Annotated in this window: 13 protein-coding genes and 1 pseudogene; 11 read left to right on the forward strand and 3 right to left on the reverse strand. The window is 59.8% G+C overall.

Annotated features, from left to right (window positions below; all coding sequences use genetic code 11):
• The first annotated feature begins 218 nt into the window (after positions 1-218).
• Together LOY28_RS01655 and LOY28_RS01660 are read left to right on the forward strand one after the other, a co-directional pair.
• Entirely contained in the window at positions 219-1,229 is a 1,011-nt protein-coding gene (locus LOY28_RS01655) for a class 1 fructose-bisphosphatase (protein WP_007933966.1), read from the forward strand.
• A 3-nt stretch (positions 1,230-1,232) separates the two neighbouring features.
• Positions 1,233-1,835, forward strand: coding sequence for a DUF924 family protein (locus LOY28_RS01660; RefSeq protein WP_018929191.1), 603 nt, complete (start codon positions 1,233-1,235; stop codon positions 1,833-1,835).
• 62 nt (positions 1,836-1,897) lie between these two features.
• On the opposite strand, the gene LOY28_RS29965 is transcribed toward LOY28_RS01660, so the two are convergent.
• A complete protein-coding gene (locus LOY28_RS29965; protein WP_372240859.1) occupies positions 1,898-2,662 on the reverse strand; it encodes a methyl-accepting chemotaxis protein in 765 nt (254 codons plus the stop codon).
• Positions 2,663-2,755: 93 nt separating this feature from the next.
• Positions 2,756-3,790, reverse strand: a pseudogene (locus LOY28_RS29970) (cache domain-containing protein); the annotation flags it as partial.
• A 284-nt stretch (positions 3,791-4,074) separates the two neighbouring features.
• Between LOY28_RS29970 and bamE the strand changes: the two are divergent.
• On the forward strand, positions 4,075-4,329 hold the full coding sequence (bamE, locus tag LOY28_RS01670) for an outer membrane protein assembly factor BamE (protein WP_018929189.1): 255 nt from the start codon (positions 4,075-4,077) through the stop codon (positions 4,327-4,329).
• Between the two features lie 33 nt (positions 4,330-4,362).
• A complete protein-coding gene (locus LOY28_RS01675) occupies positions 4,363-4,932 on the forward strand; it encodes a lipocalin family protein (RefSeq protein ID WP_018929188.1) in 570 nt (189 codons plus the stop codon).
• A 61-nt stretch (positions 4,933-4,993) separates the two neighbouring features.
• Here LOY28_RS01675 and LOY28_RS01680 read toward each other — a convergent pair whose 3' ends face one another.
• Entirely contained in the window at positions 4,994-6,358 is a 1,365-nt protein-coding gene (locus tag LOY28_RS01680; RefSeq protein WP_204123945.1) for a formimidoylglutamate deiminase, read from the reverse strand.
• Between the two features lie 146 nt (positions 6,359-6,504).
• Here LOY28_RS01680 and hutC point away from each other — a divergent pair, with 146 nt between their 5' ends.
• From hutC to hutH, 7 genes are all read left to right on the forward strand, one after another.
• Positions 6,505-7,215, forward strand: coding sequence for a histidine utilization repressor (gene hutC, locus LOY28_RS01685; protein ID WP_161793960.1), 711 nt, complete (start codon positions 6,505-6,507; stop codon positions 7,213-7,215).
• Positions 7,216-7,227: 12 nt separating this feature from the next.
• Positions 7,228-7,797, forward strand: a complete 570-nt coding sequence (locus LOY28_RS01690; RefSeq protein ID WP_258612977.1) for a HutD family protein — start codon at positions 7,228-7,230, stop codon at positions 7,795-7,797.
• 450 nt (positions 7,798-8,247) lie between these two features.
• Positions 8,248-9,930: a urocanate hydratase gene (gene hutU, locus LOY28_RS01695; RefSeq protein ID WP_018929184.1), complete on the forward strand. Its 1,683-nt coding sequence runs from the start codon at positions 8,248-8,250 to the stop codon at positions 9,928-9,930.
• Positions 9,931-10,100: 170 nt separating this feature from the next.
• Entirely contained in the window at positions 10,101-11,069 is a 969-nt protein-coding gene (locus LOY28_RS01700) for an ABC transporter substrate-binding protein (protein WP_018929183.1), read from the forward strand.
• A 70-nt stretch (positions 11,070-11,139) separates the two neighbouring features.
• The gene (locus LOY28_RS01705; protein ID WP_018929182.1) at positions 11,140-11,991 is read left to right on the forward strand and encodes a proline/glycine betaine ABC transporter permease; all 852 of its coding nucleotides are present in this window, start codon (positions 11,140-11,142) and stop codon (positions 11,989-11,991) included.
• Positions 11,988-12,818, forward strand: coding sequence for a glycine betaine/L-proline ABC transporter ATP-binding protein (locus tag LOY28_RS01710; protein ID WP_018929181.1), 831 nt, complete (start codon positions 11,988-11,990; stop codon positions 12,816-12,818). The genes LOY28_RS01705 and LOY28_RS01710 overlap by 4 nt, the downstream gene beginning before the upstream one ends.
• Before the next feature lie 144 nt (positions 12,819-12,962).
• Positions 12,963-14,486, forward strand: coding sequence for a histidine ammonia-lyase (gene hutH / locus LOY28_RS01715; RefSeq protein ID WP_064615898.1), 1,524 nt, complete (start codon positions 12,963-12,965; stop codon positions 14,484-14,486).
• Positions 14,487-14,495 lie beyond the last annotated feature (9 nt).

Genomic DNA, 14,495 nt, shown 5'->3' on the forward strand with positions numbered 1-14,495 from the left:
GCGGGCAAGCCGCTCCTGCAGGGGCGAGGCTTGCCCGCGCAGACGTCCTTCCTGCCACCAAAAATATCGAAACTGCCGCCCAATCGCGGCCCATTTCGAACTACGCTCAACCCCGCGCATGAACTCTATTGGGTGTATCACGTCTGATAGGAGGAAATGCGCCCCGACTCGCGTTAAACTGCGCGGGTTTTTAGCCCCCCATTCCTCCGGAGCCGTCCATGTCCCGCGTTACCCTGAGTCGCTATTTGATTGAGCAGACCCGCAGCAACAACACTCCTGCCGATCTGCGTTTCCTGATCGAAGTGGTGGCGCGTGCCTGTAAGGAAATCAGCCACGCCGTCTCCAAAGGCGCCCTGGGTGGTGTCCTGGGCAGCATGGGCACTGAAAACGTCCAAGGTGAAGTGCAGAAGAAGCTTGATGTGATGTCCAACGACATCCTGCTCGAAGCCAACGAATGGGGCGGTCACCTGGCCGGCATGGCATCCGAAGAAATGGACAATGCCTACCAGATCCCGGGCAAATACCCGAAAGGCGCGTACCTGCTGGTGTTCGACCCGCTGGACGGTTCGTCGAACATTGACATCAACGCGCCGGTCGGTACGATCTTCTCGGTGCTGCGTTGCCCGAACGAATACCTGACCCAGAACGAGCCTTTGAACGAAAAGGCCTTCCTGCAGCCAGGCACTCAGCAGGTTGCCGCCGGTTACGCGATTTACGGTCCACAGACCATGCTGGTGCTGACCCTGGGCAATGGCGTCAAAGGCTTCACCCTGGATCGTGAAATGGGCAGCTTCGTATTGACCCATGAAGACATCACGATTCCGGAGTCCACACAGGAATTCGCGATCAACGCGTCCAACAAGCGTCACTGGGAAGCGCCGGTACAACGTTACGTCGACGAATTGCTGGCTGGCGATGAAGGCCCGCTGAAGAAGAACTACAACATGCGTTGGGTCGCCGCGATGGTGGCCGACGTGCACCGCATCCTGACCCGCGGCGGTCTGTTCATGTACCCACGCGACAGCCGCGAGCCGTCGAAGCCGGGCAAACTGCGCCTGATGTACGAAGCCAACCCGATGTCGTTCCTGGTGGAGCAAGCGGGTGGCGCATCCACTGACGGCCACCAGCGCATCCTCGACATCCAGCCGGAAGGCCTGCACCAGCGTGTTGCGGTGTTCCTCGGTTCGAAAGAAGAAGTTGCCCGCGTCACGGCTTACCACAAGGAATAAAACATGACCGCGCCCTGGCAGCCGTTACTCGAATGGTGGTTTGGATCTTTCGAATCACCCAACGAAATAGCGGCTGACAAGGGCAAGTTATGGTTCGGCAAGCGTGACAGTCAGGACCTCGAAGCGCGGATGCGTTTCGGGGATCTGGTCGAGCAGGCACTGGCCGGCGGATTGACCGAATGGGCGCAACGCCCCGAAGGTTGGCTGGCCCTGGTGTTGTTGCTCGATCAATTGCCGCGAATGATCTTTCGCGACACACCCAAATCCTTTTCCGGCGACGTCAGGGCCCAGGCACTGGTGGCGCAAGGCATTGCCGCGGATTTCGATCGGCAACTGCGACCGATCCAGCGGGTTTTTATCTATCTGGTGTTCGAACACTGCGAAAACCTGGCGGTGCAGAACGAAGCGGTTTCGCGGTTTCTCGATCTGGTTGAACAGCAACCCGAGGCGGATCGGGCGGTGTTTGCCAGCAACCTGGATTACGCCGAACGGCATCAGAAGATCATTGCGCGATTTGGGCGGTTTCCCCATCGCAATGCGGTGTTGGGGCGTGAGTCTACGGCTGAGGAGCTGGAGTTTCTTTCGGGGCCAGGATCGCGCTTCTAGCTTTTCGTTGTTGTTGATGCCGGCATCGCGGGCAAGCCCGCGATGAGGCCGGTGAGAGCGCCTTAGATCCGGAAACTACCCACCAACTGCTTCAACCGCGCCGCTTGCTGCTCAAGATCGGCACACGCACGCAAAGTCGACTGCAAGTTCTCCACGCCTTCCTGGTTCAGCGTGTTGATCTCGGTGATGTCGACGTTGATCGATTCCACCACGGCGGTCTGTTCTTCAGTCGCGGTAGCCACCGACTGGTTCATCCCGTCGATTTCACCGATGCGCTGCGTCACGCTGCCCAGGCGTTCGCCAGCCTGGTTGGCGATGCCGACGCTGCTTTCGCTCTGGCGCTGGCTGTCGGTCATGGTGCTGACCGCTTCCCGGGCGCCAACTTGCAGCTCCTCGATCATCTTCTGCACTTGCTGCGCCGAATCCTGAGTGCGGTGGGCGAGGTTGCGTACTTCGTCGGCCACCACGGCAAAACCACGGCCGGCTTCACCGGCACGGGCAGCTTCGATGGCCGCGTTGAGGGCCAGCAGGTTGGTCTGTTGCGAGATGCTGGTGATCACTTCCAGAATCTGTCCGATGTTCACTGTGTTGCTGTTCAGGGTTTCGATGTTGCCGCACGAATCGCTGATTTTTGCCGAAAGCTGGTGCATCGCGGCGATGGTTTTATCCACTACCTGCTGACCGTCTTCGGCCAGGCTGCGTGCGTCGCTCGAATGTTGCGAGGCGAGGGCGGCGTTCTGGGCGATTTCCTGGGCGGCGGCCCCGAGCTGGTTGATCGCTGCCGCGACGCTGCTGGTGCGCGAGGCCTGTTGATCGGAGTTGAACATCGATGAGTTCGAGGCCGCCACTACGCGCAGGGCAACTTCGTTGACCTGGCCGGTGGCCGAAGATACTTCGCGGATCGAGGTATGGATACGCTCGACGAAACGGTTGAACGAGGTGCCCAGAGCACCGAATTCGTCCTGGCCATGAATGGTCAGGCGTTTGGTCAGGTCGCCTTCGCCCTCGGCGATGTCATGCATGGCGCGGCCCATGATCAGCAGAGGCTGCATCAGCACGCGGATCAACATGCTCAGCAGCGCAATGATGATCACCACGGCGATGACCATGGCGATGATCGCCGAGGTGCGGAATTCGCTGAGCATCGAGAACGCGGTTTCCTGATCCAGAACCAGCGCCACGTACCAGTCCGCCGACGGCACGCCGTTAACGTGGGTGAAGGAGATGAACTGGGTTTTACCGTCCAGTTCGACTTCTTTCAGGCCCGGGCTGACTTTCGGCGCGCCGTTGGGGTAGGCGTCGGCCAGGTTCTTGAGCACCAGTTTGCTGTCCGGGTGGATCAGAATCTTGCCGTCGGCGCTGACAATGAACGCATGGCCATGACCGCCGAAGTTCAGCGAGTTGATGATCGCGCTGACGCTGGACAGGTCGATATCCGCGCCGGCGACGCCAATCATCTGGCTCTGGTACTTCACCGGCGTGGCCACGGTGATCACCAGTTTGCCCGACGACGCCGCGATGTAGGGTTCGGTGACGATGGTCTGTTGCGCGTTGTTGGCTGCCTTGTACCAGCCACGGGCGCGAGGGTCGTAGTCCGCGGCGCGGTTGCCGGCCGGGATCGAGAACATCACGCCATCGGTGCCGCCGAAGTAGCTCAGCTGGAAGTTGCTGGTATAGGCCGGCAGGTCGATGGCGCGTTTGAGATTGGCCGGGGCGCTGCCGTCCACGGCGATCTGCTGGGACAGCGATTGCAGCAATTGGATGCGGCTTTCCAGCCAGGTCTGGATGTTGCTGGTGGTCAGGCTGCCGAGTTCCTGCATCGAGGACTCGGTACTGCTGCGCAGGGTTTGACGCTGGCGGTAATCGTTGAACAGGATGAAACAGGCGAATGCAACGGCCACCACGAGAGCGGCTGCCAACAAGATCTTGTGGCTGAATTTCATGTTTCTGGTCATTAAGTGATCTACCGCGCAGTGGCTGGTCAGCAAAGGGGCGTCAATTTGCCACAGTCGAGGGCTTGGCGCTGCTTTTATGTCGACTGGCCAGCGCCAAAGATTAGGCGGGTATTGACGAAAACCGACGAAATACCCAGTGACCTGAGAAAGGGGCTGATTTATCGGTAAAAGGCTGACGAGTGGCCTAATAAATAGGCGGACGGTCGGGGAACCAGATTAGGGTTTTCTCTTCTAAGCTTCTGGTTGGCAACATGCCACCTCTCTTCCGCTCCAGGAGTTACACCATGTCGCTGCGTTCTATCGCCTTGCTCTCGTTCTGCGTGCTGTTGGCCGCGTGCAGCAAGATCAATCAGGAAAATTATTCGAAGCTGTCGACCGGCATGCCCAAGGCCCAGGTTGAAACCTTGCTGGGCAAACCCACCGATTGCTCGGGCGCACTCGGCATGTCCAGCTGCACCTGGGGCGACAAAAACAGCTTTATCAGCGTGCAGTATGCCGGTGACAAAGTGCTGATGTTTTCGGGCCAAGGCCTGAAGTAAACCGGGGCTTTTCGCCCACGGGAGAAAAAAATAATGAAGCGGTTCCTGATCGTTCTTTTTGCCGGCCTGGTATTGGCCGGCTGCGCCTCTTCTGGCGTAGATCCGTTGGCGCCCAAGACCGTCAATAGTGTCAACCTCAAGCGCTACCAGGGAACCTGGTACGAATTGGCGCGTCTGCCGGTGTATTTCCAGCGTAACTGTGCGCAATCCGAAGCCCATTACAGCCTCAAGCCTGACGGTGAGATGGCGGTGCTGAACCGCTGCCTGACTTCGCAATGGCAATGGGAAGAGGCCAAGGGCAGGGCTTATCCACAGGTACCCGGCAAGGCCGACAAGCTGTGGGTCGAGTTCGATACCTGGTTCTCGCGACTGATACCTGGTGTGTCGAAGGGAGAATATTGGGTGTTGTACGTTAGCGATGACTACAAGACCGCGATTGTCGGCGACCCGAGCCGCCATCATCTCTGGCTGCTGTCACGGACCCCGACGGTCAATGGCGTAGTGCGTGAAGAACTGCTGAGCAGGGCGCGTCAGCAGGGCTATGACACGACGCGACTGATCTGGCGTACGTCGGATGCCAAGATGGCCAAGACCTCGAACTAACGGTCACCGAAGAGCAAAAACTGTGGGAGTGAGCAGGCTCGCTCCCACAGTTTTTTTTGCGTCAGCCCAAGAGATCGCGCAGGACTTGAGTGAATGCCCGGTTACTCTCTTCCTCGTCGGCATGCCGCCCATCGCGCACGACCCACTGGCCATTGACCAGCACATCCCGCACCTGGCGATCGCCACCGGCAAATAGCCAACGATTGAGAATCCCGTCGCCACTGGCCGTCGCCAGGTACGGATCGTTGCCGTCCAGCACCAACCAATCCGCGCGCTTGCCGACTTCCAGGGCGCCGATTGGCTGCCCCAACGCCTGGGCGCCGCCATCCAGCGCGGCGTCGTACAGCGTGCGGCCGACCATCGGCTGATTCGCGCCATACAACCGATTACGCCGCTGATCGCGCAGACGCTGGCCGTATTCCAGCCAGCGCAATTCTTCCACCACGCTCAACGACACATGGCTGTCGGAACCGATACCCATGCGCCCGCCCTGCGCCAGGAAGTCCACCGCCGGGAAAATCCCGTCGCCGAGGTTGGCTTCAGTGGTCAGGCACAGGCCGGCGATGGCGCGGCTCTTGGCCATGAGCGTGACTTCTTCCGGGTTGGCGTGGGTGGCGTGGACCAGGCACCAGCGTTGATCGACTTCGGTGTTTTCGTACAGCCATTGCAGCGGACGGCGACCGCTCCAGCTAAGGCAGTCGTCGACTTCCTTCTGCTGCTCGGCGATGTGAATGTGCACCGGGCACTGCTTGTCGCTGGCCGCCAGCACTTCGCTGATCTGCTGCGGTGTGACCGCGCGTAACGAGTGGAAACACAGGCCGAGCGACTGCGCCGGTTGCTGCGCCAGAATCGGCTGCAAACGTGACTGAAGCTTCAGGTAGTTTTCGGTGCTGTTGATAAAGCGGCGTTGGCCTTCGTTCGGGGTCTGGCCGCCGAAACCGGAATGGCTGTAGAGCACCGGCAGCAAGGTCAAACCGATACCGGCAGAGCTGGCCGCCTGGCTGATGCGCAGTGCCAGTTCGGCCGGGTCCGCATACGGCTGGCCATTGTTGTCGTGATGGACGTAATGAAATTCAGCGACCGATGTGTAACCGGCCTTGAGCATTTCGATGTACAACTGACGGGCGATAACGCCGAGTTGGTCCGGGCTGATTTTTCCGACGAGCCGATACATCAGATCGCGCCAGGTCCAGAAACTGTCATTCGGATTACCCGCCACTTCCGCCAGGCCGGCCATGGCCCGCTGGAAGGCGTGGGAGTGTAAATTCGGCATTCCCGGCAGTAGCGGACCGCTCAACCGTTCGGCGCCATCTGCGTGGGAATCGGCCTGGATATGGGTCAGCACGCCATCGGCGTTGACTTCAAGACGTACATTGTTGGCCCATCCACTAGGCAGCAGCGCGCGTTCGGCAAAGAAGGCGGACATGGTTCAGCACCCCATCGTGTGTTATTTGTATATACATATACAGACGTTTGCCTGCTCGGTAAACTCCGGCAAGCTAGCAACCTCTACCAAATGAACAAGGATTAACCGTGCCGACTCCGCCTCCAGTCTCCCCGTTGGCCGCGAACATGGGCGACAGTCCGGCGCCCTTGTACGCCCGCGTAAAACAGATGATCACCCAGCAAATCGACAGTGGAAACTGGCCGCCGCACTACCGCGTTCCGTCGGAAAGCGAACTGGTCAACCAGCTGGGTTTCAGCCGCATGACCATCAACCGCGCCCTGCGCGAGATGACTGCCGACGGCCTGTTGGTGCGTATGCAAGGCGTCGGAACGTTCGTCGCCGAGCCGAAAAGTCAGTCTGCGCTGTTTGAAGTGCACAACATCGCCGACGAGATCGCCTCCCGTGGTCATCGTCACACGTGCAAGGTGATCACCCTCGAAGAAGAGGCCGCCGGTTCCGAGCGGGCCCTGGCCCTGGACATGCGCGAAGGCCAGAAGGTGTTCCACTCGCTGATCGTGCATTTCGAAAACGATATCCCGGTGCAAATCGAAGACCGTTTCGTCAACGCGCTGGTGGCGCCGGACTACCTCAAGCAAGACTTCACCCTGCAAACGCCTTACGCCTATCTGAATCAGGTCGCGCCGTTGACCGAGGGCGAGCATGTGGTCGAAGCGATTCTTGCCGAGCCATCCGAATGCAAGCTGCTACAGATTGAAAAGGGCGAACCGTGCCTGCTGATTCGTCGCCGCACCTGGTCCGGCCGTCAGCCTGTGACCGCCGCCCGCTTGATCCACCCCGGTTCCCGTCATCGTCTGGAAGGACGGTTCCACAAATAAAAAGAGCCATAAATGAGTCAGTTGAAGGTATTACGCGCGGCCGATTACCCGCGCATGCCGTGGAAGAACGGCGGCGGCAGCACTGAAGAAATCACCCGTGATACGGGGATAGGTCTTGATGGTTTTGGTTGGCGCCTGTCGATTGCCGACATCGGCGAGTCGGGCGGTTTTTCCACCTTTGCCGGTTATGAGCGGGTCATCACCGTACTGCAAGGCGAGGGCATGACCTTGCGCGTCGATGGCCAGGACACGCGGGCGTTGTTACCGCTCGACCCGTTTGCTTTCAATGGCGAGAGTCACGTGTCCTGCGCATTGCTCGGTGGGCCGATTCGCGACTTCAACCTGATTTATGCACCGGATCGTTACAGTGCGCGGTTGCAGTGGCTGGAAGGCAAGCAGCGGTTTTTTAGTGAAGCCGGGACTCTGCTGGTGTTCAGTGTCAGTGAAGCGCTGGAAGTGAAGGTCGGTAACAAAGCATCGCAACTCGGTCGCCATGATTGCCTGCAACTGGACGGTAACGTCGGTCTGCAGGACGTCGCCATCAATGGTTCGTGCTGCGTCATTGAACTGACTGCACGCTGATCCAATATCGAGTCGCCTCTATCGCGGGCAAGCCTCGCTCCCACAAGGTCGATGACAATCTTGTGGGCGCGAGGCTTGCCCGCGATGCTTTTCTTCCTCGCAAATCCGTTCCCCATCGCGCACCAATTTGTTACCGAACGCCCCAGTGTGGCGCAAAACCATGCTCAAGTAACAACCGGCACGTCCCCGAATAAATCCCCGCGAAAAATTTCACTTACGCCAGAACCCTTGATCCAGGCGCTTTCCAGCCCTGTAAGAAATTTTCTTGGATGCTCATTCAACAAGTTGGCCGCTTGATTGCATATGCTTGTATGTACAAGTAAAGACGTATGTGTATGAGTCACGAAGACTCAACCATCGTCCACTGATTCGCTGATGTGCACTGATGCCCATCGGCTTGCTCGCCCACTACCTGGGTTGGTTTGGATTGATTGCTGAGGAGTTCTTTTCGTGACTGAGAATAAACCTACTAAGTTTCGTGACGTTGAAATCCGTGCTGCCCGCGGTAACAAGCTGACCGCCAAGAGCTGGCTGACTGAAGCGCCGCTGCGCATGCTGATGAACAACCTCGACCCGGAAGTCGCCGAGAACCCTAAAGAGCTGGTGGTTTACGGTGGTATCGGTCGTGCGGCACGTAACTGGGAATGCTACGACAAGATCGTCGAAAGCCTGACCAACCTGAACGACGACGAGACCCTGCTGGTGCAATCCGGCAAGCCGGTCGGCGTGTTCAAGACCCACAGCAACGCACCACGCGTTCTGATTGCCAACTCCAACCTGGTACCCCACTGGGCGAACTGGGAGCACTTCAACGAACTCGACGCCAAAGGCCTGGCCATGTACGGCCAGATGACCGCCGGCAGCTGGATCTACATCGGCAGCCAGGGCATCGTTCAAGGCACCTACGAAACCTTCGTCGAAGCCGGTCGCCAGCATTACAACGATGATCTGAAAGGTCGTTGGGTCCTGACCGCAGGCCTCGGCGGCATGGGCGGCGCTCAGCCTCTGGCTGCAACCCTGGCCGGCGCTTGCTCGCTGAACATCGAATGCCAACAAGTGAGTATCGATTTCCGTCTGAAAAGCCGTTACGTCGACGAGCAAGCCAAAGACCTCGACGACGCCCTGGCCCGTATCGCCAAATACACCGCCGAAGGCAAGGCGATCTCCATCGCCCTGCTGGGCAACGCTGCGGAAATCCTCCCGGAACTGGTCCGTCGTGGCGTGCGCCCGGACATGGTCACCGACCAGACCAGCGCCCACGACCCGCTCAACGGCTACCTGCCGGCCGGCTGGACCTGGGACGAATACCGCGCTCGCGCCAAGACCGAACCTGCTGCCGTGGTCAAGGCCGCCAAGCAATCGATGGCCGTGCACGTTAAAGCGATGTTGGACTTCCAGAAAATGGGCGTGCCGACGTTCGACTACGGCAACAACATCCGTCAGATGGCGCAAGAAGAAGGTGTGGAAAACGCATTCGACTTCCCGGGTTTCGTACCGGCTTACATCCGTCCACTGTTCTGCCGTGGCATCGGCCCGTTCCGTTGGGCTGCGCTGTCGGGCGACCCGCAGGACATCTACAAGACCGACGCTAAAGTCAAAGAACTGATCCCGGACGACGCCCACCTGCACAACTGGCTGGACATGGCTCGCGAGCGCATCAGCTTCCAGGGTCTGCCGGCACGTATCTGCTGGGTTGGCCTGGGCCTGCGCGCCAAGCTCGGTCTGGCGTTCAACGAAATGGTCCGTAGCGGTGAATTGTCCGCGCCAATCGTGATCGGTCGCGACCACCTGGACTCCGGCTCCGTATCCAGCCCGAACCGCGAAACCGAATCGATGCAGGACGGTTCCGACGCCGTGTCCGACTGGCCACTGCTCAACGCTCTGCTGAACACCGCGAGCGGCGCGACCTGGGTTTCCCTGCACCATGGCGGCGGCGTCGGCATGGGCTTCTCCCAGCACTCGGGCATGGTGATTGTCTGCGACGGTACTGACGAAGCGGCCGAGCGTATCGCTCGCGTGCTGCACAACGACCCGGCCACCGGTGTCATGCGTCACGCCGATGCGGGTTACCAGATCGCGATCGACTGCGCCAAGGAACAGGGGCTGAACCTGCCGATGATCACCGGCAAATAAGAGAAAAGACCACTGCAGGAGCTGTCGCGGCTGCTCCTGCAGAGATCACGATGTTGCAGACCCAACAATAAGCGGGGCGGGTCGCGCGTAGCGCAGGCCTGATTGGACGTGGACAGGGCTGGATGCCTCTTGACTGCCGTAAGCCAACTCATGATTAGGAGCGTCACACAATGAAATCGAACAAGACCCTGCTGACCACTTTGCTTTCCATGGGCCTGCTGGCCAGTGCCGGTGCTACCCAGGCGGCTGGCTGGTGCGAATCGGGTAAACCGGTGAAATTCGCCGGCCTGAACTGGGAAAGCGCCATGCTGCTGACCGACGTGCTGCAAGTCGTGTTGGAGAAAGGCTACGACTGCAAGACCGACAGCCTGCCGGGCAACTCCATCACCATGGAAAACGCCCTGAGCAGCAACGACATCCAAGTGTTCGCCGAAGAGTGGGTCGGCCGCAGCGAAGTCTGGAACAAGGCCGAGAAGGCCGGCAAGGTCGTCGGTGTCGGCGCTCCGGTGGTGGGTGCCGTCGAAGGCTGGTACGTGCCGCGCTACGTGATCGAAGGCGACGCCAAGCGCAAACTGGAAGCCAAGGCGCCGGACCTGAAAAACATTGCCGATCTGGCTAAATATTCCGCGGTATTCAAGGACGCCGAAGAGCCATCCAAAGGGCGTTTCTACAACTGCCCGGCCGGCTGGACCTGCGAGCTGGATAACAGCGAAATGCTGAAAAGCTACGGCCTGGAAAACAGCTACACCAACTTCCGTCCGGGCACCGGCCCGGCGCTGGATGCGGCGGTGCTGTCGAGCTACAAGCGTGGCGAGCCGATCCTGTTCTACTACTGGTCGCCAACCCCGCTGATGGGCCAGATCGACGTGGTCAAACTGGAAGAAAAACCGGGTGTCGACAAGCGCGTGACCATCAAGGTCGGCCTCTCCAAGACTTTCCACGAGCAGGCCCCGGAACTGGTGACCGTGCTGGAAAAGGTCAACCTGCCGATCGACCTGTTGAATCAGAACCTGGGGCGTATGGCCAAAGAGCGGATCGAGTCGCCAAAACTGGCCAAGATCTTCTTGAAGGAACATCCTGAAGTCTGGCACGCGTGGGTGAGCGAAGACGCAGCCAAGAAAATCGACGCGGCCTTGTAGGTTGAGCCTCTCCGACTGTCGGCAACGGCAGTCGGATGCTTGATCGCAACCCCTTGATTGAGAGTCTCTTATGTTTCCCGAAAGCTTTACCTTTTCCATCGCCGACTGGGTCAACGGTTGGGTCGATACGCTGGTCACCAACTACGGCGACGTGTTCCGCAGCATCTCCGACACCCTGCTGTGGGCCATCGTCAATCTTGAAGGGCTGCTGCGTGCGGCGCCCTGGTGGCTGATGCTGGCGATCGTGGCGGGCGTGGCCTGGCACGCGACCCGCAAAGTCGTGACCACGGCGGTCATCGTCGGCCTGCTGTTCCTGGTGGGCGCGGTCGGTCTCTGGGACAAGCTGATGCAGACCCTGGCGCTGATGATGGTGGCGACGGTCATCTCGGTGCTGATCGGCATTCCGTTGGGCATTCTTTCTGCGCGCAGCAATCGCCTGCGTTCGGTGTTGATGCCGTTGCTGGACATCATGCAAACCATGCCGAGCTTCGTGTACCTGATCCCGGTGCTGATGCTGTTCGGCCTGGGCAAGGTCCCGGCGATTTTCGCTACCGTTATTTACGCTGCGCCGCCGCTGATCCGCCTGACCGATCTGGGTATTCGCCAGGTTGACGGTGAAGTGATGGAAGCGATCAACGCCTTCGGTGCCAACCGCTGGCAGCAACTGTTCGGCGTGCAACTGCCGCTGGCCCTGCCAAGCATCATGGCCGGGATCAACCAGACCACCATGATGGCCCTGTCGATGGTGGTGATCGCCTCGATGATCGGTGCCCGTGGCTTGGGTGAAGACGTATTGGTGGGGATTCAGACCCTCAACGTCGGACGTGGTCTTGAGGCCGGTCTGGCGATCGTGATTCTGGCAGTGGTGATCGACCGCATTACACAGGCGTACGGTCGTGCACGGCATGAGGTGAGCAAATGAGCAACGCAGCCATCAGCAAGATTGAAGTCAAAAACGTCTTCAAGATTTTCGGCAACCGTTCCAAGGATGCGCTGGCCATGATTAGCCAGGGCAAAACCAAAGACCAGGTACTGGCCGAAACCGGTTGCGTGGTCGGCGTGAATGACCTGTCGCTGAGCATCGGCACCGGCGAGATCTTCGTGATCATGGGCCTGTCGGGTTCCGGCAAGTCGACCCTGGTGCGTCACTTCAACCGCCTGATCGACCCGACCAGCGGCGCGATCCTGGTGGACGGCGTGGACATCCTGCAATACGACATGGAAGCCTTGCGCGAATTTCGCCGGCACAAGATCAGCATGGTGTTCCAGAGCTTCGGCCTGCTGCCGCACAAAAGCGTGCTGGATAACGTCGCCTACGGCCTGAAAGTGCGTGGCGAGAGCAAGCAGATGTGCGCCGAGCGCGCGCTGCACTGGATCAACACCGTAGGCCTGAAGGGCTACGAAAACAAATACCCGCATCAGCTTTCCGGCGGTATGCGCCAGCGTGTGGGCCTGGCTCGCGCCCTGGCGGCGGACACCGACATCATCCTGATGGACGAAGCTTTCAGCGCCCTCGACCCGCTGATCCGCGCCGAAATGCAGGACCAGTTGCTGGAACTGCAAAAGACCCTGCACAAGACCATCGTCTTCATCACCCACGACCTCGACGAGGCCGTGCGCATCGGCAATCGCATCGCGATTCTCAAGGATGGCCGGCTGATTCAGGTCGGCACGCCACGAGAGATCCTGCATTCGCCGGCGGATGAGTATGTGGACCGGTTCGTACAGCGGCGGGCTGCAGTGGTTTGAGGTTGATCGTTTTTGTGGCGAGGGAGCTTGCTCCCGCTGGGCTGCGAAGCGGCCCTGAAAATCTGCGACCGCTGCGCGGTCGAACGGGAGCAAACTCCCTCGCCACAGGTGTCATACGTCCATGAATTTTGTATGAGGCTCTAGATGTCCCAGGCTGAAAAAATCGTTATCGCCGATGCCCCGTTGCGTTGGCAGGATGTGGTCGCGGTCGCCCGCCACGGTGCGCAGCTTGAGCTGTCGGCCCAAACCTGGGCGCGGATCGAGAATGCCCAGGCGATCGTCCAGCGCATCGTCGCCAGCGGCGAGCGCGCCTATGGCGTCAACACCGGCCTGGGCGCCTTGTGCAACGTCTCGCTCAAGGATGAACAACTCAGCCAGCTGTCGCGCAACACCTTGCTCAGCCATGCCTGCGGCGTCGGTGCTCCACTGTCCGACGAGCAGACTCGCGCGATCCTCTGCGCCGCGATCCACAACTACAGCCATGGCAAATCCGGCATTCACCGCCGGGTGGTCGAAGCGTTGCTGGCGTTGCTCAATCGCGGCATCACTCCGCAAGTGCCGTCCCAGGGGTCGGTCGGTTATCTGACCCACATGGCCCACATCGGTATCGCGCTGCTGGGCGTCGGCAATGTCAGCTATCGCGGGCAGATCGTTTCTGCACAACAAGCCTTGGCCGAAGAAGGGCTGCAACCGGTTCAACTGGGTGCCAAAGATGGTTTGTGCCTGGTCAACGGCACACCGTGCATGACCGGCCTCAGCTGCCTGGCCCTGGCCGATGCAACGAACCTGGTGCAGTGGGCCGATGTGATCGGCGCCATGAGCTTCGAAGCCCAGCGTGGTCAGATTGCCGCGTTCGATGCCGAGATCATTGCGCTCAAACCGCATCCGGGCATGCAGCAGGTGGGTATCAATCTGCGGGCGTTGCTCGACGGCAGTGAAGTGATCGCCAACAGCAAAGGCATTCGCACTCAGGATGCACTGAGCATCCGCTCGATTCCGCAAGTGCATGGCGCTGCCCGCGATCAGCTGGAACACGCCAGAAAACAGATCGAAACCGAGCTCAACTCCGCGACCGACAACCCGTTGCTGCTGGGCACGCCGGACAATTTCCGCGTCATGTCCCAGGCCAATCCGCACGGCCAATCAGTTGCTTTGGCGGCTGACTTGCTGGCGATCGCGATGGCTGAGATCGGCTCCATTGCCGAGCGTCGCCTGGACCGCTTGGTCAACCCGCACGTCAGCGGTTTGCCAGCCTTTCTGGTGGCCAATCCGGGCGTGAACTCCGGGATGATGATCGTGCAATACGTCGCTGCGTCGCTGTGTGCGGAAAACCGCCAGTTGGCGCAACCGGCGGTGCTCGATAACTACGTCACTTCGGGCTTGCAGGAAGACCACCTGAGCATGGGCACCAACGCCGCGCTGAAGCTGCATCGCGCGTTGGAAAACTGCACACAGATCCTCGCCATCGAGTACCTGTTGGCGGCTCAGGCTTTTGAATTCCTGAAAGAACAACGCTTCGGCGCCGGCACCGATGCCGCGTGGCGCCTGCTGCGCGAACGTATTCCGGCCTACGACCAGGACCGCTGGCTGGCGCCGGACATCGCCAGCGCCGCTGCTGTTTTGAAAGACCCGATTTTGCTGCACAAGGCTGTACCGAACCTCAACTGATTTCCACAA

It is taken from the genome of Pseudomonas sp. B21-017, assembly GCF_024749245.1.
GTDB lineage: Bacteria > Pseudomonadota > Gammaproteobacteria > Pseudomonadales > Pseudomonadaceae > Aquipseudomonas.